Here is an 18,312-nt window from a genome sequence, read left to right on the forward strand (position 1 = left end):
GGTCACTGGCTCGAGGCTGACCAGTCAACCATGGCCGCCTCCCGCTTATCCCGCCAGCTGTGCTTCAGCGAGGGAGCGTACCGATACGTCTAACGTTCCGCGCTGAACGGTGAGCAGCTCACCGTTCTCCAGGGAGCGCCAGCCGGCTCCCCACCCGCTCGAGGAGATGACGACACCCTCCCGGGTAACGCGATAGCGAAGGTGGTAATAGTCCGGTTCATCCTCCATCGCCTGGGCGACCGGATCGTAGCGGCAGACGGCGATGAGCTGCTCAGGCGTTGCGATCAACGCGTTCAGGCCGCTGAACTGGAGTGAGTACGTAATGCGGTCGACCGTGTCGGCGAGCGCCTCGGCGGGGTCGGCGTCCTCGGCGCCGGCGAGCGTCGCCAGGAAGTATCGCTCGCTGTCGGTGGTTCCCAGGCGCCTCGCCTGCAGGTCTGCGGGGATGAGCGCGTCGAGCGACGAAGGTGGCCGGATGGAGCCGTTGTGCGCGAAGGCCATTGTGCCGTCCGTGAAGGGGTGCGTGTTCTCCTGCACTACGCTCAGCCCGAGCGTCGCCCATCGAAGATGGACAAGACCGAGGTCTGTGGTGTGCTCGTGCGCGTGACGCGCGAACGCCTGGCTCTTGCGAGCTGCGTCCGGCGACTTGCGCACTTCCACGCCGTCCGCAGTCGCCCATGCGAACCCCCAACCGTCGCCGTGCTTGCACGAGAGCTCCGTGAACTCGTGAAGCTCCGCCTCACCCAGCAGTTGGGCCAACGTAGTAGGCGTCCGTGTGACGTAGCCCAGTAGTCGACACATATCTTGTTTCGTTCCTCACAGGTAGTCGCATGAGGTGCCGCCGTCGAGGACGGTGAGCGGCCAGTGATCCACGAGGCCGCATCGGAGGCGAGGAAACACGCAAGCGCCGTTGCTTCCGCGGGTTGGCTGACGGGTTCGGGCAGGAAATGCCCTACGGGGCGCAACTGGCTGGGGGCGAGCGCTCCGATTCACCCCGGAAGAGGTGGGGCCCCGGCTCCGCGAAGTGCGGATTCGACGACCGAGCGCTCCAGACGGGACGAGCCCCGCCAGAGACGCACGGTCCGGGCAACGAACCGGCAACGAATACGACGACGGGAGGCCATCGTCACGTGTGCCATTAGTGTTAAAGGTACACAGATCACCATAATAGTGCAAATAGGACAAATATTCACTGGTGCGGTGGTTACGGCCGAGCCTGGTGAGGACGATCGTGTAGACGGTGCGCGTGTGCGGATCGTGTGGATGCGCTCGGTCAAGGTGCGGTGGTTGGAGCAGTGAGCAGCTGCTCGTGGCGGCCGGGCAGCGGGGTGGGCTGGGCGCCGCGCCGTTTCGGCTTCAGGTGCGCCCCGCGGTGGGGGTTAGGCTGACGGCCGATCACACGAGAAGACGGGATGGACGAAGACGGATGACGGCCTCCGCCCTCGACGGCATCGACGACATCGACTGGGCCTCCCTCGGTCACGCGTACGGCTCGGCCGCGGACGTGCCGCAGACGTTGCGGGACGCCGTCGGCCAGGACGAGGAGCTGGCCGGGGAGGCCACCGAGCACCTGTTCGGCAGCATCTACCACCAGGGCACGCTGTACTCGGCGACACCGTGGGCCGTGCCCTTCGTCGCCCGGCTTGCCGCCGATCCCGGCACCCGGAGGCGCGAGGGCCTGGTGTTCCTGCTCGGTTCGATCGCCGCGACCGGTGACGCCGATCCACACGTGCTCGCCGACGTGCGTACGGCCCTGGCCCGGGAAACCCGGCGGTTGCTGCCGCTGCTGGACGACCCGGATGTGGAGATCCGGCACGTCGCCACCTACCTGCTCGGCAACCTTCCACCTGAGTCCGCGGCCGAAGTGGTGCCTGCACTGCGGGCACGGCGCGGACGCGAGAGGTCGCCGCGCGTGCTGGCAGGCCTGCTGGCAGCGGCCGGCCGCCTCGACCCGCCGAACACCGCCGCGTGGCTGGCCGCGGAGCTGGAACCGGGCCGGCCGGCCGCCGTCCGGGCCGGTGCGCTGTGGGCGATCGCCGACGCCGCGCTCCCGTGGTCCGGCGCGGCAGCCGAGGCGGTCGTCGACTGCTGGCTGAACGGCGAGCCACTGAAGAACTGGGTCTGGTCGGACGACACGTTCGGAGACATCGTCTCGCGGATCGACACTGCGTCGTTCGCCGAGTTATGCCACGCCCTGTTCGAGCGGGGAACGGCCGAAGCCGCCCGGGCGGTGATCCAGACGACCTACGAGCGGTGCGTGCGGTCACGCTCCGCCCGCGCGGAGTCGGCGCCTCTGCTGGCCGCGGGGATCGACCACCCCGACTTTTCCGTACGTGTCGCCGCCGCCACAGCGATACAGGACGTGCCCGCGGCTGCTCCGGCGGCCGCCGATGCCCTCGCGGCCTACGTCGCCGACCCGCCACCTGCGGCCGTCGAGGACGTGAACTCGAACGAGGCGCGGTTGTTCGGCTCGGGCCTGGAAATCCTCATTGCCCTCGGCGATCCGCGCTGGCGCGAGCCGCTCACGACCGCGCTCACCGCGGGTCGGATCGCCCCCGACGTCCTGGGGCTACTCATCGACACCGGCGTCACCTGCGATCCCGACCTGCTCACGGCGGTCCGACGACGGCTGGCGGCGCTGCCTCAGGAGCAGCCGGAGCAGTCAGGGGGCTACGACGCGCTGCTCGCCAGGAACCGGTGGCACAACGAGGGCAACGCCCTGACCCGGATGCTGCGCCACTGGGGTCCGGATGCGGCCGACGCCGTCCCCGAACTCATCCCGCTCATCCCGTACGACCAGTGGTGGACCGTCCAGGCGCTCGCCGCGATCGGCCCCGCGGCCGCGGCGGCGGTGCCCGCGCTGACCCGGGTCCGCGACGACCCGGAGGCGTCCTGGCCACGTCGCCTCCAATGCGCAGAGGCGCTCGCCGCGGTCACTGGGGACATCGGCCACGTGAGCGCCTGCGTCGCCGAGGCCGCCGCCGGCGGCCGACCCGTGGCGGCGGCGCGGACGGCGCTGCGTCACGGGCTACCCCTGGACGGTCTTCTTCCTGCGTTGCGCGATATCGCCGTCACCGCCGGAGGGGACGACGCGTCCGCCATCGGGGTCCGGATCGAGGCGGCCTGGCTGCTGCTGGACGCCGGGGAGACGCACGCGCCGCTCCGTGCCGCCGCCGACGCGCTCGACAGCGGCAGACACGTGGCGGACGCGGCCAAACTCGCCGGCCTGATCGGACCGGCCGCTGCGGATCTCGTTCCGCGACTGCGGGACCTGCTCGACGACCGTCACCACTTCGCCGACGCCGCGCTGGCGATCCGCCGCGTGACCGGCGAGGCCGCACCGCTCGTCGACGCCGTACGGCGGCGCCTCGCGAGGGTGGGAGCCGGGAAATGGCTTGTCGAGTCGCTACGGGAACTGGGGGCGGACGCCGCCCCACTGCTGCCCGAGCTACGTGAACTGGCGCACGGCGATGCCGCGATACAAGGCACCGGCGTCTACGGCCGGCAGGCCCGCCGGGACGATGAGGAGCGCCGTCAGCTTCTTGCCGTGTTGGCCGAACTCGGGAACTGACGGGCGCCGGGGTCGGTGCCTACCAGGCGGGGTGACCAATCCCTGACGGATACCTTGCGATCGTCCGCCAAGGCGGCTGTTTCGAGGTGCGGGGCCGGGCCATCGGCCAAGGCTCAATGCGCTCAGGCAGACTGACGCGCCTCCCGCTGCTGGATCAGTTCCTCGACCGCGCTTGGCAGAGTCGTCTCGAAGTCGATCAGCTTCGCCCAGGTCGGGGTCACGACGATCCGGACCATGCCGTCGTGGTAGAGGGAACGCACCTCCGCCTCCCACTCAACTCGTTGCTCGGGCGTCATCTCGTAGGTGCTGGTCGCCTGGAGATATTCGTTCGGGATGCCGTCGACGAAGTCCAGCTCGGCCCGGCCGCGGATGAGCAAGATCTTCGGCGGGTGCGCCTCGGTGTCGATCGTCAGGGCGACCATCGGGTTCTCGCTCAAGGCCTGGAGCTTCGGAGCGTTCTTCGCAGTGCACATGACGATCTCCGAGCTGTTCCAGGCAAAGATGATCGGGATGTTGCGTGGTGTGCCGTCCTTGGCGACGTAGGCCAGGCGGGTCACGTCGCGAGCCAGCAGTTCCTGACTGATCGGCCGGTTCAGAACCTCGGTGATTTCGTTCGGTTGCACGGTCATCCCTTTCATTGTCGTTTTCATTGTCGTTTTCTTGGTCCGTCCAGCGGATCGTTCTGGTTGGTCGCAGGTCGGCCGCGACGGGCTGTCAGCTGAGCTGCTCGGCCAGCGCGATGATGATCCCCTCGGGGCCGCGGACGTAGCAGAGCCGGTAGCTGTCCTCGTACTGGGCCAGCTCACCGACGAGTTCGGCGCCGTGAGTGCGCAGGCGGGCAATGACATCCTCGATGTCGTCGACGGCGAACATGACGCGATGCATGCCCAGCGTGTTGTGCGGCGGGTTGTCCGGTCTGGCGCCGATCGCCGCGGGGGTGTGGTATTTCGCCAGTTCCAGCCGGCCGTGGCCGTCTGGGGTCCGCATCATCGCGATGTCGCAGCGGACGCCGTCGAGTCCGACGGTGCGGTCCGCCCAGAGGCCTTCGATCTGCGCTTTGCCCTCCAGTTCCATGCCGAGTTCTACGAAGAACGCGATGGCAGCCTCAAGGTCGTCGACGACAATGCCGACGTTGTCCATCCGCTGGAGCGTCATGGTGGTTCTCCTTCTTCGTCGCGCGGCCCGTTGCGGGCCGCTGGTGTACCTGGGACGGAGCCATCGCCACGTTCTCGACACCAGGAAGCATGTTGAGTTCTGGCCCGTCACCGCCATGAGGTGCCGCGTCCGAAAACTGTGCGGCCGCGATGAGCTGGGCCTGGGAGCGCGGGAGGTAGACCGCGCACACGGTGTCCGGGCCGTTCCTGTCCGGGCCGATGACGCACCATGTGCCCGGCTGGTCGTCGGGCCTCCGCGCGGGGCGGGCGCGGGAGATGGCGACCGCGTTCTTCTGGGCGGTGAACCTGGGGGCCGCGTCAGACCCCCACCGGCACCGACCGCACCTCATCACATGTCACAGCGTTTCGGAGGCGGCTTCGGGCAGCGCATTCGGAGCAAAATGGCGCTCTGAACTGCGCTAGTTCGGTCACAGTGTGCGACCGGCCGCCCCGCGGTCATGGGAGATCATGGTCGCTCGGTGGCTGCTCGTATATCCCGGAACGGCCTGTTGGGCAGGCGTAAGGATGAAGTCCTGGTTCACGGGTGTGGCCGGGCTGAGCAGTAGGCGTGAGGCGGCCGGCTGCCGGCCGGGGGCGCCGGCGACGACGATGGCGAACCCGTCGTGGAAGCCGGTGGCTGCGTACTCGCCGTTCTGGTCCGTATGGGTGCGGACGAGTTGGCGGCCGTGCGGGTCGGTGACCGTGATCGTAGCCGACAGTGGTTCTCCGGCAAGACCGCTGACTCTCCCGGTCAGTATCGGTAGTTGCTCGCCGAAATGGTGCCGGTGCGGAGGGAGAGCGACCGGCTCGGGGAGCTCCACGGTGGGATCTTCCGGAGGAGGCGCGGGGACGTATCCCGTCATGCCTGCCTGTGCCTCGCGCACGAGCTGTCTTAATTGCTTGAGGTACCCGAGCACGATGAGAGCTGCGCCTGTCGCGATCCAGGCGCAGAGCACCGCGGTAGGTCGGCCCAGTTGGCGGCCGTCGAAGTAGTCGACAAGGCGTAGGGCATCGGCGGCATTGCCCATAGGCAGGACGGGGTGGAGGAAGCGGAAAAAGCCATTGAGTAGGTCGATGGGGACGGTGCCGCCGCTGGAAGGCACGCCGAGCAGGACAAACAGCGTGACGGCGGCCCCTGGGAAGAACGGGCCGAGAAAGGGCACGAACCCGTACGAGGTCAGTGACACGGCCTGCGTCAGCAGGAACAGGTACAGCAGCGCGAGCGGATGCTGCGGGATCGCATCCATCCCGTAGGCACCCGTGAGGTAACAGGCGAGGGCGGCGACGGCGCCGCCTCCGACCATCGTGGCCACATGTGCTCGACGGCTGAAGCCCACCGCGCGCTGCATGGCGACCACCAGGAAGTAGGCGGGGAGAGTGCAGGCCATCAGAAGGTACAGCGGGCTGATGCCCAGGCTGTCTCCCGGCCTTGTCGAGACCAGCTCGTGGAAGGCGAGGGTGGCGCCGGGCTTCTGAGCTGCGGAGGTGAAGACCTCGCGAATGATCGATTCCATGGCGGCGCCGTCCGCCTTGGCGCCGTACAGCTGGGGATGGTGCGGAGCCGGCACGAATGCCGCCACCGCGTCGTGGTTCAGGACCGCCGAGCGCGCCTCGGCCGCGGTATCGACCGGCTGGAGGGTGAAGCCGCCCGGGACGGCCGTGTCGAGTTGGGACTGCAGCTGCGCTGTCGTGGCCGGCGGGGCGGCGACTGCGACTTCGATGTGGTGCGGCGTCGGGTTGTGGAAGGCCAGCAGAAAGGAGAAGAGCAGTCCGGCCAGGAAGATCGCGGGGAGCCAGAGCCCCATTGCGAGTGTCCGCATGATCTCACCAGGGCGTTTCTTCTTTGCGTGCGCAGATGCCATGCTGCTCAGGCTAGCGATTCTTGCACTCGTGCAACACTGCACCCGTGCAAACACCTATGGTGAGTACGCTGGCCCCCGCCGGTTGTGAGAGGACTTGATCGACATGCAGGGCGCAGTTCCAGGACTCCGTGAACGCAAGAAGGCCGAGACTCGTGAGGCCCTGCGCGCTGCCGCGATCCGGCTCTTCCTGGAGCAGGACCCCTCGACGGTCACCGTGAACGACATCTGCGAAGCCGCCCGAGTCTCCCGCCGGACCTTCTTCAACTACTTCGAGAGCAAGGAGGCAGCACTCTTCGCCTGGGACCAGCGCCTCACCGACGAACTCGCCTCCAAGCTCGCCGCGCGGCCATCACATGAACCACCGCTCACGGCCCTGCGCCGGGCGATGGACGACACCATGCCCAGCTTCGCCGCACAGACCGGTTGGCATGCACGCAAGGAGCTGTTCAGCGCGTCTCCCGAACTGAGGACGAAGACCTTGCATGCGGTCTTCCGCCTTGAGGACAGGCTCGTCGACGTCCTCACCGACCGCATCGGATGCCCTCCGGGCAGCCTCTATCCACGACTGCTCGCGGCGGCAATCGGGTCGGTCTTCCGCTCGGCCTTCATAACGTGGAATCCGGAAACGGGGATCGAGGGCCTGCAAGCGCTCATCGGCCAAGCGTTCGACCACCTCGCCACCGGCCTCGCCGTCCCCACCTCCTGACCGCTGCGCTTGCTGGACGCTGGGCGTCGCCTGGAAGGACCCTGTGGTTTCAAGGCCCGAAGAGCTCTAGGCGGACGGGCTGGAGGACACCGCCGCGCCGAACCCATCGGCCGCTGTTCCCAGCCCCTCGTAGGTCAGGTCGATGGTGTGCACAGCGAGGACTCCCTTCCGGGATGCGTCAGTCCATGGCCAGTCCGCCGTTGACCGGCGCGGTGGTGCCCGTGATGAATCCGCTGTCGTCACCCGCATAGAAGGCGACGGCCCGGGCCACGTCGTCAGGGGTGGCGATGCGGCCCAGTACCGTCTGGGCCGCGTGGCGCTGCTTGAATTCCTGACCGAAGACATCGGTGATGGTGGTCTCGACCGGCCCCGGGGCCACCACGTTGACGGTGATCCCGCGAGGACCCAACTCCTGCGCGACGAAGCGGGCGAACTGGCTCAGGGCCGCCTTCGAGGTTCCCAGCGCGATCATGCCCGGACGCGGCCGCCGGCTCAACACGGTGCCCAGGTAGACGATCCGTCCATAACCGCGCGTTGTCATGCCCGGGACGACGGCCTTCGTCATCAGGAAAGCCGCTCGCATCTCCTCTTCCAGCTTGCCGCCCAGTTCGTCCCACGTGATTTCGTCGAACGACTTGATGGCGTACGGGATCAGGGCGCTGTGGACCAGGACCTCCACCTCGCCCATGGCGCCCCGGATCTGCTCGACCATGCCGAGTACGGCGGGCTCGTCGCGCACGTCGGCCTGCGCGGCCATCGCCCGGCCGCCGGCGGACCTGATCGACGCGACCACGTCGTCCGCCTCGTCGCGGCTGCTGCGGTAGTTGACGACGACCCGCATGCCCCGGGATGCCAGCAATCGGGCCACGGCCGCGCCGATCCCCCTGCTCGCGCCCGTGATGAGGGCGACCCTGCCGCCCTGTTGAACGTTCGTCATGCCGGCCTCCAGGGAGTTTTGGACATGCCCGGCGCAGACGACCGGTCACCCGGTTCGGACGTCGCGCCGTCGGGGACCAACGCCCCGCGCCGCACCACGTCGACGCGGCCCGCTTCGACAAGGCTAGGAAACCGCAGGTCAAACGTCAGCCAAGTGCCCAGGGCGGTGGTCGGGGCGTCACTGGCCCTTGCGCGCACCTTCAAGATCATCGATCCTGACCTGAAGAATCCCGCCACCGAGCAGTGGGAGCGCGCGATACGCGTCTTCGAGCTGCTGCTCTAGCCGCTCTGCCGCGCCGCGTGGAGGGACGCGGCGCTCGCTGGGCGCGGCCCGGCGATCAGGCTGATCTCCTCGGGCAGCCCGGTGACGACGGGCACCTCCTCGCTGCCGTCCCCCACCTCGACGGTGATCCTGGTCCCGGCGAGGGGCAGGTGGGAGATTTTCAGCGACCCGAACCCCTCGGGCAGGACGGGAGCTATCCAGAGCTTGCCAATGGGCACCCACGGGTCCATGCGCAGGAGGATCCGCACGAGCTGGATCGGAGTGGCCGACGCCCACGCCTGCGGCGAGCACGAGGTCGGGTACGGCACGGGCACGGGGAACTCCTGGCGGTCGAACCCGCAGAACAGCTCCGGCAGCCGCCCGTTGAAGGCCCGCGCCGCGTCGAGCAGGCCGGTGACGATGAACAGGGCGTCGTCGATGAAGCCATATCGCATGAGCCCGGCCGCGATGAGGGCGTTGTCATGGGGCCACACCGACCCGTTGTGGTAGCTCATCGGGTTGTAGGCGCCCATGTCCGACGCGAGGGTCCGCACGCCGAAGCCGGTGAACATCTGTGGCGACAGGAGGTGCTCGGCCACCGATCCGGCCTTGTCTCGGTCGACGATGCCGGACCACAGGCAGTGGCCCATGTTGGAGCCGAGGCCGTCGATGGGGCGGCCGTCCCGGTCGAGCCCCATGGCGTAGTAGCCGCGGTCCGGCAGCCAGAACTTCTCGTTGAACGCCTGGCGCAGCTCCGCCGCCTTGGCCGCGTAGCGTCGCTCCGTCTCGGTGTCGCCTGCCTCCCGCGCGAAGTAGTGGCGGGCGAGGTAGGCGGCGTAGACGTATCCCTGCACCTCGGCCAGGGCGATGGGCGGCCGGGCGAGCGACCCGTCGGCGAAGTTGATCCCGTCGAAGGAGTCCTTCCAGCCCTGGTTGACCAGGCCCTGGTCGGTCTTGCGCCGGTACCACAGGAAGCCGTCCCGCATGCCGTACCGCTCGATCCAGTCCAGCGCCGCGTCGGCATGCGGCATGAACTCGTCCACCGCGCCGCGGTGCAGCCCCCAGCGGCGCAGTTCCCCGAGGAGGACGACGAACAGGGGAGTGGCGTCCACCGAGCCGTAATACGCCCGCACGCCGGACTCCGATGCGACGGTGCGCACGCCGTACCGCAGCTCATGCATGATCTTCCCGGGCTCTTCCTCAGTGAGCGGGTCGACCTTGACGCCCTGGAGCCGGGCCAGCCGGCGGAGCGTGCCGAGAGCGAGGTTCTGGTCCAGTGGCAGGGCCAGCCACGAGGCCAGCAGGGAGTCACGCCCGAACAGGGTCATGAACCATGGCGCCCCCGCCGCGATGGACGGCGGCTCGTCCGGATGCTCGGACTCGAACAGCCGTAGCGAGCCCAGGTCGGTCCGCGATCTGTCGAGGATGCCGGCGAGCGTCGTGTTGGAGGTGGTGACGGCTCCCGTTTCCACCTCCCACTCGGACAGCCAGCGCGCCGCCTCGGCATGCTGAGGCGGGCATGTGGCCGAGAACCAGGGCTCCGACTCCACACCGTCGATGATGGGGTTCGCCTGCAGGCAGATCCGCACCTCGCCTCTGGCGGGCACGACCACGCGGAAGATCAGCAGGCCAGGGGGTACGACGAGCACGGGTATGTCGTCGCCACCGGCCACGACGCGCACGCCCCGCGCCCGGCTGACCGAGAACAGGCGCAGCGCCCGCGCCTCGGCGGTCGCCTCCACGTCGGCGACACGGCGAACGCGGTCGGTCTTCACCTCGAACAGGTCGCACACTTCGGAGTGGACGTTCAGGGACGCCACGCATCCTGCCGGCTCGTCGGAGAGGTTCCGCAGGACGATGTCCTCACACAGGCCCCCTCCCGTATAGCGGTCCCTGATCACGAGAAGCGTGCTCTCGGACTGCCCGGGGCGCCGGGTGGCGCGGCCGATGAAGGTCGCGTGGTACGGCTCGGCCGCCAGGACCTGCAACTCCTCGACTGGGGCGTCGTCGATGTGCAGTTCCCACTGGGACAGCAGCCGGGTGTCGGCGTAGAAGACGCCCTGCGTTCCTCCCGGGAGGATGTCCCCGTTCCGCGCGGAGACACAGAAGGAGCCCCCTGCCACGAGCGTCATGGTCGACTCGAGCGTCTTCGGCTGCCCTTCGAACGTCCATCCATCCATGACTACGGCCCCCTATCCGATTTATGGATCTTTGGCCGCATTACTCACTCTATGAGTGATTTTACCGGAATCGCCCCCGTACATGTGCGACGGAATCCAGGGAAAAGCACATAAATTGACAAAACTCGCCAGCCGATCGCACTGGCCCCTCATGGAGCTTGAAGTTCTCGTGTCACCGCCCGTCTCGGGGATCTTGATCACAGGACTTTTCCCAGCGTCGGCTGGGTGAGATGCTGGGTGTATATGCAACAGACCGGTGCGGGCCGGGGTCGTGGCTCCGGTTCACCGCTAAAGCCGGGAGTTCCTGGCTGTCTGTGAGCTTGGCCGTCTGCGGGGGAGCGGACGATGGTTGGCACGAAGACCCGTTTCACAGGTGAGAAGGCGCCGTGCGGGAAGACCGTGGACGGCGAGCACTACCTGGACGACGACGAACAGGGCCTGGTCATCAGGGATGAGTACTTCTCCTGCGGCTGCCGCAGGAGCCGTCATGAATATCACGACGGCAGCATCGAGGTGACAACAGTCCGGCACGACGGGAAAGTCGCCCGAGATGAGGTCGGTGCGAACCACGGGTCCTGACAGGTGAACCCGTAGCCGGGGCACGGAGCTGAAGGCGACATCCCATGAGTTGATTGCGAGGCCATGACGCTTTCGCATGACGTTCTGATCGTGGGCGGTGGTGGCGCAGGACTGCGCGCGGCGATCGCCGTCGTGGAGGACGACCCGCGGCTGACTGTGGCGATCGTCTCCAAGGTGTATCCGATGCGCAGCCACACGGTCTCGGCCGAGGGCGGTGCTGCGGCTGTCATCCGGCCTGATGACAGCCTCGACGAGCATGCCTACGACACGATCTCGGGCGGGGATTGGTTGTGCGCGCAGGACGCAGTCGAGGTCTTCGTCAAGGAGGCACCCGAGGAGTTGCTCCGGCTGGAGCACTGGGGTTGCCCGTGGAGCCGCGAGCCCGACGGACGCGTGGCCGTACGACCGTTCGGCGGAATGAAGAGGATGCGCACGTGGTTCGCCGCCGACAAGACGGGCTTCCACCTGCTCCACACGCTGTTCCAGACCTCCCTCCGCTATGAGCGCATCGCTCGCTACGACGAGTGGTACGTGACGAAGTTGCTCGTCGACGACGGCCGCGTGGCCGGCGTCGTCGCCGTTGAGTTGATGTCGGGCCGGATCGAGGCCATCACCGCCAAGGCGGTCATCCTGTGCACGGGCGGATGCGGCCAGATCTACCCCTTCACCACCAACGCCGCCATAAAGACCGGCGACGGCATGGGTCTGGCTTATCGGGCGGGTGCCCCGCTTAAGGACATGGAATTCGTCCAGTACCACCCGACCGGCCTGCCGTTCACGGGCATCCTCATCACGGAGGCGGCTCGGGCTGAGGGTGGTTGGTTGATCAACAAGGATGGCTACCGCTACCTGCAGGACTACGACCTCGGCACACCCTCGCCCACGCCTGTATTGCGCAGCATGGAGCTGGGGCCGCGGGATCGCCTGTCGCAGGCGTTCGTCAAGGAGGTCGAGAAAGGCCGGACCGTCGACACGCCCTACGGGCCCATCGTGCACCTGGACCTGCGCCACCTCCGCGAGACGGTCATCGACGCCAGGCTCCCCTTCGTACGGGAGCTCTGCCGCAGTTACGAGAACATCGACCCGGTCCGCGAACTGATCCCGGTGCGGCCAGTCGTGCACTACATGATGGGCGGAGTCCACACCGACATCTACGGCGCCACTCCACTGGAGGGATTGTTCGCCGCCGGCGAGGTCGCCTGCGTCAGCATCAACGGCGCGAACCGCCTCGGGTCCAACTCGCTGCCCGAACTGCTCGTGTTCGGTGCCCGTGCCGGAGTGGCCGCCGCCTCGTTCGCCTCGGGCGCGCAAGATCTCGCTATACGGCCAGCCGTACGGGCGCAGGTGGAGGACGAGCGGCGGCGGCTGGAACGCGACCTGCTCCAGCGTGACGGCGGGAAGGAACCGATCTCCGCCATCCGCGAGGAGATGCGGGCGACCATGGAGGAAGGCGCGGGGATCTACCGTTCGGGGAGCTCACTGGCCAAGGCCGCCGACAGGCTCAGAGTCCTGCAGGAGCGGTTCCGCTCCGTCCGCCTCGAGGACCGCAGCCGGACCTTCAACACCGAACTGCTCGCCGCTCTCGAGCTGTCGTTCATGCTGGACGTGGCCGAAACCATCGTTCACTGTGCGTTGCTGCGCGAGGAGTCGCGTGGAGCACACCAGCGCGTCGACTTCCCGGCCCGCGACGACCACAGGTTCCTCGCCAACTCGCTTGTCTACCGCGACGCCGACGGGTCACGGCGGGTGGAGTATCCGCCGGTGACGATCACCAGGTGGCCCCCGGGAGAGCGGGTATACGGGAGGTGACGCTCATGGTGGATCGCATCATCCTGCGGGTAACCCGCTACCGGCCGGAGAGCGACACCGAGCCGATGACGCAGGAGCACGAGATACCGCTGCGCAAGGACTGGTCCGTCCTCGACGGCCTGAACCACATCAAGGACCACCTGGACGGCACGCTCTCCTACCGCTGGTCCTGCAGGATGGGCGTCTGCGGGAGCTGCGGCATGACCGTGAACGGCGAGCCGAAGCTGACCTGTGCCACTTTCTTGGGCGACTATGCGCCCGGTCCCGTACGCGTCGAGCCGCTGTCCAACTTTCCCGTCGTGCGCGATCTCGTCGTGGACATCGGCGACTTCATGCGCAAGCTGCCGCGGGTCAAGCCCTGGCTCATCCGATCGGAGCAGGAACCACCGGCCGTCGGAGAGTATCCCCAGCTGCCGGCGGAGCGTGAGGAGTACGAGCAGTTCAGCATGTGCATCAACTGCATGCTCTGTTACGCGGCCTGCCCCGTTTACGCGCTCGACCAGGAGTTCCTCGGCCCGGCGGCGATCGCTCTCGCCCAGCGCTACAACCTCGACTCGCGTGACCAGGGTGCCTCGGAGCGGATGGATGTCCTTTCGGAGGCCGACGGCATCTGGGCCTGCACTTTCGTGGGCGAGTGCAGCGCGGTCTGCCCGAAGGACGTCGATCCGGCAGGTGCCATTCAGCGGTACAAGTTCACGGCGGCCATGGACTCCCTCAAGGCCTTGCTTCTGCCAAGGGGGGCACGATGAAGGTCGAGTACACGCAATTCCACCCTCGGTGGTACCGGCCTCGCGTACCGGTCTTCTGGTGGCTGCGACGCCGCTCGTATCTGCTGTTCGTGCTCCGCGAGCTGAGCAGCGTTTTCGTGGCATGGTTCGTGGTGTTCCTGTTGCTGCTGGTGAACGCGGTCGCTCAGGGGCCGGAGGACTACCGGCGGTTCCTGGACTGGAGCGCCACACCGGGAATGCTCCTGCTGAACGTGGTCGCGTTGTGCTTCATCCTGCTCCACGCCGTCACCTGGCTGTTCACGCTCTCGCCGCACGCGATGGTCGTACGGCTGCGCGGCAGGCGCCTGCCGCCGGCCGTGATCGGCGCGGGCAACCTTGTGGCCTGGATGCTCGCATCGGCGCTCGCGGCTTTTCTGATTTTGGGGTGAACGATGGCCAGGCGTCCGATGGAACCGTTCCTGTGGTTGCTGTTCAGCGCCGGCGGCGTGCTGTCGGCCCTGCTGATCCCAGCACTGCTGTTCCTCTTCGGCCTCGCGTTCCCGCTGGGCTGGGTGTCGCCGCCCGACCACGCGCACCTGTCCGCCGTACTGAGCCACCCCGTCACGCGCGTCGCTCTTCTGGGCCTTTGTGTGCTGGCGCTCTTCCATTGGGCGCACCGCTTCCGCTACGCCCTGTATGACGGGCTGCAGCTCAAGCACCTCGAAAGGGCGATCACCCTGTTCTGCTACGGCGGAGCATTGACTGGGTCGGCAGTGGCCGGCTATTTCCTGCTGGCAGTCCCGTGAGATCGGCGAGTTGGATGCGTACCACGGCTGGCCATGTCCCGGTTACGGCCGCTGGACGAGGCCGAGAAAGCCCTCCAAAAGCGCGAACGGAAGAGCATCGCGAACTAATTCGCACGCAGGCGATTCGATCGACGATATCCGACGGCCTTGTGCATCGATAGCGGACGACGGGAATCGAACCCGAGTAGCCAGTTTGGAAGGCTTCGGACAACGTCCCTACGTGCGCCGGTTCCGCTGGACGCCGCCGTGTTCCGCCGTACAGCTCAGGGCACGGTCACTGCCGCGCGATTCCCGTGGCGCTTTCCACATTTCGCTAAGCTGCCCCCACGCGGTATGTGACGACGTAGGAGGAGTGGGCTGGTGTCGAGGCGATTAATTCCATTCGCGGCCATCGCCGTGCTGCTCACGGCCTGCAGCGGCGGCTCGATCGACGAATCGGGCGCCCAGTTGGCCAAGGACGGGCGGCAGGTCATGGCGTGGGAGAAGTGGGTCGAGCCGCAAATCACCAGCCCGGCGACGGAGAACGTCGCTTGCGGTGACGGGACCTTCAAGCGGGTCTTCACGGCCAGCGCGACGTTGCCCTCCAACAACCCTGACGCCGACGACACGCTCGACAATGCCGAACGCACCATCGGCGCGCGGTTCTCCGAAGCGGGTTACGAGACCGCGACGGGCGGGCCGGACCAGTCCGACAAGACCGACTCGCGCCAGGTGAAGAAGGTCAAACAGGAGCCCGAGATCAGCTTCACCTACACGATGACCCTGGCGCAGGCGGACGCCCTGGCGGTCAAGGTGGAGGGCCAGACCGCCTGCATGTGACCGCCCGGCCCTATTTCTCGTACTCCTTCGCGACCGTCTCCGGCTCCTTGCTGGTGACCGCGTCGTTTCCCTCCTCGACCTTCTGGTCGAACGTCGAGCCGTCGCCGTCCATGTCGGTTTTGTCCATCCAGTCGTTGAAGGTCTTCAGCTTGTCCTTGTCCTTGGTCATCTCGTCGACCGACAGGGGTTTGCCGTCCTTGGTGAGCTCCTGGGGGAACGGCGGGTCCGCCGGGTAGCCGGCCTCCAGCAGGATCGAGGCCATCTCGTAGCGCTGGGCGGCCACCCAGGCGTCGGTCGCGTTGTCGAATTTGCCGACTCGGGTGTTGTTCTCGTCGCCGCCGGCCCACTTGTCCAGGCCCTTGCCGACCATGAACTTGGTGGCCTCCCAGCCGAACGTCTTGACCGCGCCCGACATGGGAATGCGGTCGATCAGGCCGACCGTCACGACGTCCTTCATCAGGCTGCGCATCTGCGCGTCAAACTCGTCCTGGTCGCCCCGCACCTTGACGATCGCCGCGTACTCCAGCCCGGCCAGGTCGCCCAGCGCGCCGGCGGCGCGCTGGAAGTTGTGCGGGTCCTTGCCCGTCTTCAGGGCCTCCGCGTCGGTCTTGGCGGCGATGACGAGCAGGTCGTGCCTGAAGGCGCCCATCTCCTGGTCGAAGGACTGGGTGGCCTGTTCGTGGTCGGCGAACGTCTTGATGAAGTTGTAGGTGTCCTTCGGGTTCAGGTAGAAGGACGGGGTGAGACCCGGGATGGTGGAGAAGTCCGGCGGCGCGCCCATGCCGGATTCGCGGCTCCTGGCGTCGTCGATCCGGGCGCCGGTCGTCAGCTCGTGCTTGTAGGAGGAGGCCAGGTTGGCGTTGGAGTCCTTGAGTGACCAGTTGACGTCCTTGCCCTTGACGCCGGCGGCGAGAATCCACTCGAAGGCGAACTGGGAGGCCCCCGGGCTGTGCTTGCCGGGCTCCTCGGTGTGCACGCCGCCGCCCGCCTCGATCGCCAGGCCGAGCGCGTCCCCGACGTCGTCGCGCATCCGCGAGTAGTTGAGGAGCTGGGTGAAGGTCTTGCGGTAGTCGCCTGGATTCATGTTCCACAACACGTCACGCGCCGCGACGTCGTCCTTGCCGAGCATGTTGAGCGCCAGCGCGACGTTGTCCTCTGACACCGCCCCGTTGTAGGCGCGCGAGCTGGCGAAGCCGCCGCGGAAATCCTGGTCGGGGTCCTTCGCGAAGTCGTCCAGCGCCAGATTCTTGGCGGCCAGCTTGACGAAGTCGGTCGGGAACTTGCCGTACTGCAACAGAGCCAGCTTGTCCCAATTCGTGCCCGGTACCCCGCCCGACGTGGTCAGCGCCTGCTTGACCTTGTCCATGCCCGGCGTGGTCAGGTTCTCCGCGCTGATCGCCACACCCAGTGCCTTGGAGAACACCTCCAGGTCCTGGGTGGCCGTCTTGCTCCCGCACGCGTACATCAGGTTCGGCAACGACGTGAGCCGGTTCGGGGGCTGCACGCCGGTGAAGAACGCGGCCAGTACCTCGGGGTCGTCCTGGTACGCCTTCAACTCCTCGGCGATCCTGTGGATCTCCTCGGCGCTGGCGCCGTCGCTGCTGTTGAGCGCGTTGAGCCTGTCGGCCAGCTCCTTGCCCTTGGCGCGGGCGTCGGCCACGGACAACGGAGGCTCGGCCACGTAGGTCGTGGCGTCTGTGTTCTTCAGCCACGGGTCCTTGCGGCGTTCGAGCGCGACACCCAGGTCCAGTCGCCGCCTGGCCTCGGGCAGCATGCCCTCGATCTCGCCGCCGATCCTGCCCAGCTCGTTCAGGCTCGCGGTGTCGACGCCCAATTCAGAAAAGTTCTTGGTGAACCTGCTTTTGGCATCCTTGAGGACGCCGGCGCCGTCCGACATGCTCTTGACGGTCATCTTGAACTGGCCGACCTTCATGCCGCTGAACCCGGTCATCCGAGCCTCCCCGCGCGCATTCGGTGGTAGTTCCTGGCCTCGTTCTCGGAAACCTCTTCCGGCTGCCCCTTGATGGCCGCGTCGATGGCATCGAGCACGTCGTCGACGAGCCTGTGCACGCGGTCCTTGCGTCCGGTGATCTCCGGTGCCTGCTTGTCGCGCCAGGCGCCGCTGATGACCTCGCCGCCGCCGAAGTCCTTCGCGGTCCGGTCGATCGCGGTCTTGAGCTCCTCGTATTCGGCGGCCCAGTCTGCGCGTAATTTCTTCAAATCCGCCAGCTGCGGATTGGGCACCTTATCCCCCATCGGTCCTCCCCGTCTCGACGCACCCAGAAATACTAGGAATGCAACGGAAGTCATATGACTCGCGTTTGCATATCGTGACAATCTCCTGTTTCGAAGAGCCTGTCTCCCCACTCCATGGGCGATGGTCAGGGCCGCTTCGATGTTCCGCACGCTCACGGCGCCGTCCTACGGGCGGTTGACGCCGGAGTCCCGGTGGACCCGTCGGCGTACGACGTCGATGACGTACGCCCTGCTGTCCCTCGTCCCCACGCTCGTCAAGGACCTTCCGAGCAGGCCGGATGACGAGGATCTTCGCGCGATGCCGCGGGAGTACGCCTTCCTGCCCGACAAACGGCGCGGGGAACTACGGCCCGAGCACAAGGCGGCGTTCGGCTGTCTGGAAGCGGCATCCCGGCCACTCGTCGACCTGCTGGAACCGGCCGTGATCCGGTCGGCTCTCGACGCGATCGCCCTCGGCTTCGATGGTGAACCTGCGGCGGCCCAACACGGTACGGGCGGGCCGTGCTCCATCACATGATGGAATTCGCGGCAGAGCTCCAAAGGCTGCCCGACAATCCGCTGCACGCGGTGAAGTGGAAGCCGATGGCGCGACTTCCTATGGTCGAGGCATGAAGTCGAACATCCTCCAGATCCTCGCGCCCCAGCCGATGAGACGACAGTCCGGG

General features: G+C 67.3%; 18 protein-coding genes and 1 riboswitch. Of the genes, 10 read left to right on the forward strand and 8 right to left on the reverse strand.

The genetic code is table 11. From position 1 onward, the window contains the following. Positions 1 to 45: 45 nt before the first annotated feature. On the reverse strand, positions 46 to 801 hold the full coding sequence (locus Pph01_RS41985) for a class II glutamine amidotransferase (protein ID WP_204078856.1): 756 nt from the start codon (positions 799 to 801) through the stop codon (positions 46 to 48). A 118-nt stretch (positions 802 to 919) separates the two neighbouring features. Further along, positions 920 to 1,014: riboswitch (cyclic di-AMP (ydaO/yuaA leader) on the reverse strand. A gap of 412 nt (positions 1,015 to 1,426) precedes the next feature. Here Pph01_RS41985 and Pph01_RS41990 point away from each other — a divergent pair. Then, positions 1,427 to 3,571: a hypothetical protein gene (locus tag Pph01_RS41990; protein WP_204078857.1), complete on the forward strand. Its 2,145-nt coding sequence runs from the start codon at positions 1,427 to 1,429 to the stop codon at positions 3,569 to 3,571. Positions 3,572 to 3,693: 122 nt separating this feature from the next. Here Pph01_RS41990 and Pph01_RS41995 read toward each other — a convergent pair whose 3' ends face one another. The 3 genes from Pph01_RS41995 to Pph01_RS42005 form a co-directional block, all read right to left on the reverse strand. Next, positions 3,694 to 4,200: a pyridoxamine 5'-phosphate oxidase family protein gene (locus Pph01_RS41995; protein ID WP_239117415.1), complete on the reverse strand. Its 507-nt coding sequence runs from the start codon at positions 4,198 to 4,200 to the stop codon at positions 3,694 to 3,696. Between the two features lie 85 nt (positions 4,201 to 4,285). Beyond that, complete coding sequence (locus Pph01_RS42000; RefSeq protein WP_204078872.1) at positions 4,286 to 4,711, reverse strand: VOC family protein; 426 nt, start codon at positions 4,709 to 4,711, stop codon at positions 4,286 to 4,288. A gap of 442 nt (positions 4,712 to 5,153) precedes the next feature. Then, positions 5,154 to 6,545, reverse strand: coding sequence for a DUF3533 domain-containing protein (locus Pph01_RS42005; protein WP_204078858.1), 1,392 nt, complete (start codon positions 6,543 to 6,545; stop codon positions 5,154 to 5,156). 145 nt (positions 6,546 to 6,690) lie between these two features. Between Pph01_RS42005 and Pph01_RS42010 the strand changes: the two genes are divergently transcribed. Further along, positions 6,691 to 7,293: a TetR/AcrR family transcriptional regulator gene (locus tag Pph01_RS42010; RefSeq protein ID WP_204078859.1), complete on the forward strand. Its 603-nt coding sequence runs from the start codon at positions 6,691 to 6,693 to the stop codon at positions 7,291 to 7,293. A gap of 178 nt (positions 7,294 to 7,471) precedes the next feature. Here Pph01_RS42010 and Pph01_RS42015 read toward each other — a convergent pair whose 3' ends face one another. Beyond that, complete coding sequence (locus tag Pph01_RS42015; RefSeq protein ID WP_204078860.1) at positions 7,472 to 8,230, reverse strand: SDR family NAD(P)-dependent oxidoreductase; 759 nt, start codon at positions 8,228 to 8,230, stop codon at positions 7,472 to 7,474. A gap of 153 nt (positions 8,231 to 8,383) precedes the next feature. Here Pph01_RS42015 and Pph01_RS42020 point away from each other — a divergent pair, with 153 nt between their 5' ends. After that, entirely contained in the window at positions 8,384 to 8,512 is a 129-nt protein-coding gene (locus Pph01_RS42020; protein ID WP_204078861.1) for a DUF1931 family protein, read from the forward strand. Here the strand turns inward: Pph01_RS42020 and Pph01_RS42025 are convergent. Then, the gene (locus Pph01_RS42025; RefSeq protein ID WP_204078862.1) at positions 8,509 to 10,671 is read right to left on the reverse strand and encodes an amylo-alpha-1,6-glucosidase; all 2,163 of its coding nucleotides are present in this window, start codon (positions 10,669 to 10,671) and stop codon (positions 8,509 to 8,511) included. The two genes, Pph01_RS42020 and Pph01_RS42025, sit on opposite strands and share 4 nt — an antisense overlap. A gap of 345 nt (positions 10,672 to 11,016) precedes the next feature. Here Pph01_RS42025 and Pph01_RS42030 point away from each other — a divergent pair, with 345 nt between their 5' ends. The 6 genes from Pph01_RS42030 (at position 11,017) to Pph01_RS42055 (ending at position 15,391) form a co-directional block, all read left to right on the forward strand. Continuing rightward, complete coding sequence (locus tag Pph01_RS42030; protein ID WP_203883489.1) at positions 11,017 to 11,250, forward strand: hypothetical protein; 234 nt, start codon at positions 11,017 to 11,019, stop codon at positions 11,248 to 11,250. Between the two features lie 63 nt (positions 11,251 to 11,313). Then, on the forward strand, positions 11,314 to 13,059 hold the full coding sequence (gene frdA / locus Pph01_RS42035) for a fumarate reductase (quinol) flavoprotein subunit (RefSeq protein WP_204078863.1): 1,746 nt from the start codon (positions 11,314 to 11,316) through the stop codon (positions 13,057 to 13,059). 5 nt (positions 13,060 to 13,064) lie between these two features. Further along, a complete protein-coding gene (locus tag Pph01_RS42040; RefSeq protein WP_204078864.1) occupies positions 13,065 to 13,808 on the forward strand; it encodes a succinate dehydrogenase/fumarate reductase iron-sulfur subunit in 744 nt (247 codons plus the stop codon). Next, positions 13,805 to 14,215 carry a fumarate reductase subunit C gene (locus tag Pph01_RS42045; RefSeq protein WP_204078865.1) on the forward strand — a complete coding sequence of 137 codons (411 nt, stop codon included), beginning with the start codon at positions 13,805 to 13,807 and terminating at the stop codon, positions 14,213 to 14,215. The genes Pph01_RS42040 and Pph01_RS42045 overlap by 4 nt, the downstream gene beginning before the upstream one ends. Before the next feature lie 18 nt (positions 14,216 to 14,233). Further along, positions 14,234 to 14,572 (forward strand): fumarate reductase subunit D, encoded by a 339-nt coding sequence (locus Pph01_RS42050; RefSeq protein ID WP_204078866.1) that lies wholly within the window; start codon positions 14,234 to 14,236, stop codon positions 14,570 to 14,572. A gap of 360 nt (positions 14,573 to 14,932) precedes the next feature. Next, positions 14,933 to 15,391 (forward strand): hypothetical protein, encoded by a 459-nt coding sequence (locus Pph01_RS42055; RefSeq protein WP_204078867.1) that lies wholly within the window; start codon positions 14,933 to 14,935, stop codon positions 15,389 to 15,391. Positions 15,392 to 15,401: 10 nt separating this feature from the next. Here Pph01_RS42055 and Pph01_RS42060 read toward each other — a convergent pair whose 3' ends face one another. Both Pph01_RS42060 and Pph01_RS42065 read right to left on the reverse strand, forming a co-directional pair. After that, positions 15,402 to 17,342 (reverse strand): hypothetical protein, encoded by a 1,941-nt coding sequence (locus Pph01_RS42060; protein WP_204078868.1) that lies wholly within the window; start codon positions 17,340 to 17,342, stop codon positions 15,402 to 15,404. Continuing rightward, positions 17,339 to 17,647 carry a hypothetical protein gene (locus tag Pph01_RS42065; RefSeq protein WP_204078869.1) on the reverse strand — a complete coding sequence of 103 codons (309 nt, stop codon included), beginning with the start codon at positions 17,645 to 17,647 and terminating at the stop codon, positions 17,339 to 17,341. Before Pph01_RS42065 ends, Pph01_RS42060 begins: the two co-directional genes overlap by 4 nt. A 121-nt stretch (positions 17,648 to 17,768) precedes the next feature. Between Pph01_RS42065 and Pph01_RS42070 the strand changes: the two genes are divergently transcribed. Next, complete coding sequence (locus tag Pph01_RS42070) at positions 17,769 to 18,164, forward strand: hypothetical protein (protein WP_204078870.1); 396 nt, start codon at positions 17,769 to 17,771, stop codon at positions 18,162 to 18,164. The last annotated feature ends 148 nt before the right edge of the window (positions 18,165 to 18,312 follow it).

This window comes from Planotetraspora phitsanulokensis (assembly GCF_016863295.1).
Lineage (GTDB): Bacteria > Actinomycetota > Actinomycetes > Streptosporangiales > Streptosporangiaceae > Planotetraspora > Planotetraspora phitsanulokensis.

Bases quoted from the DNA above. Each gene is read 5' to 3' on its own strand.
- Pph01_RS42060 (WP_204078868.1), bottom strand. From the start codon at position 17,342: ATGACCGGGTTCAGCGGCATGAAGGTCGGCCAGTTCAAGATGACCGTC.
- Pph01_RS42030 (WP_203883489.1), top strand. From the start codon at position 11,017: ATGGTTGGCACGAAGACCCGTTTCACAGGTGAGAAGGCGCCGTGCGGG.
- Pph01_RS42045 (WP_204078865.1), top strand. From the start codon at position 13,805: ATGAAGGTCGAGTACACGCAATTCCACCCTCGGTGGTACCGGCCTCGC.
- Pph01_RS41985 (WP_204078856.1), bottom strand. From the start codon at position 801: ATGTGTCGACTACTGGGCTACGTCACACGGACGCCTACTACGTTGGCC.
- Pph01_RS42010 (WP_204078859.1), top strand. From the start codon at position 6,691: ATGCAGGGCGCAGTTCCAGGACTCCGTGAACGCAAGAAGGCCGAGACT.
- Pph01_RS42000 (WP_204078872.1), bottom strand. From the start codon at position 4,711: ATGGACAACGTCGGCATTGTCGTCGACGACCTTGAGGCTGCCATCGCG.
- Pph01_RS41995 (WP_239117415.1), bottom strand. From the start codon at position 4,200: ATGACCGTGCAACCGAACGAAATCACCGAGGTTCTGAACCGGCCGATC.
- Pph01_RS42065 (WP_204078869.1), bottom strand. From the start codon at position 17,647: ATGGGGGATAAGGTGCCCAATCCGCAGCTGGCGGATTTGAAGAAATTA.
- Pph01_RS42050 (WP_204078866.1), top strand. From the start codon at position 14,234: ATGGAACCGTTCCTGTGGTTGCTGTTCAGCGCCGGCGGCGTGCTGTCG.
- Pph01_RS41990 (WP_204078857.1), top strand. From the start codon at position 1,427: ATGACGGCCTCCGCCCTCGACGGCATCGACGACATCGACTGGGCCTCC.
- Pph01_RS42015 (WP_204078860.1), bottom strand. From the start codon at position 8,230: ATGACGAACGTTCAACAGGGCGGCAGGGTCGCCCTCATCACGGGCGCG.
- Pph01_RS42040 (WP_204078864.1), top strand. From the start codon at position 13,065: ATGGTGGATCGCATCATCCTGCGGGTAACCCGCTACCGGCCGGAGAGC.
- Pph01_RS42025 (WP_204078862.1), bottom strand. From the start codon at position 10,671: ATGGATGGATGGACGTTCGAAGGGCAGCCGAAGACGCTCGAGTCGACC.
- Pph01_RS42005 (WP_204078858.1), bottom strand. From the start codon at position 6,545: ATGCGGACACTCGCAATGGGGCTCTGGCTCCCCGCGATCTTCCTGGCC.
- Pph01_RS42070 (WP_204078870.1), top strand. From the start codon at position 17,769: ATGGTCAGGGCCGCTTCGATGTTCCGCACGCTCACGGCGCCGTCCTAC.
- frdA (WP_204078863.1), top strand. From the start codon at position 11,314: ATGACGCTTTCGCATGACGTTCTGATCGTGGGCGGTGGTGGCGCAGGA.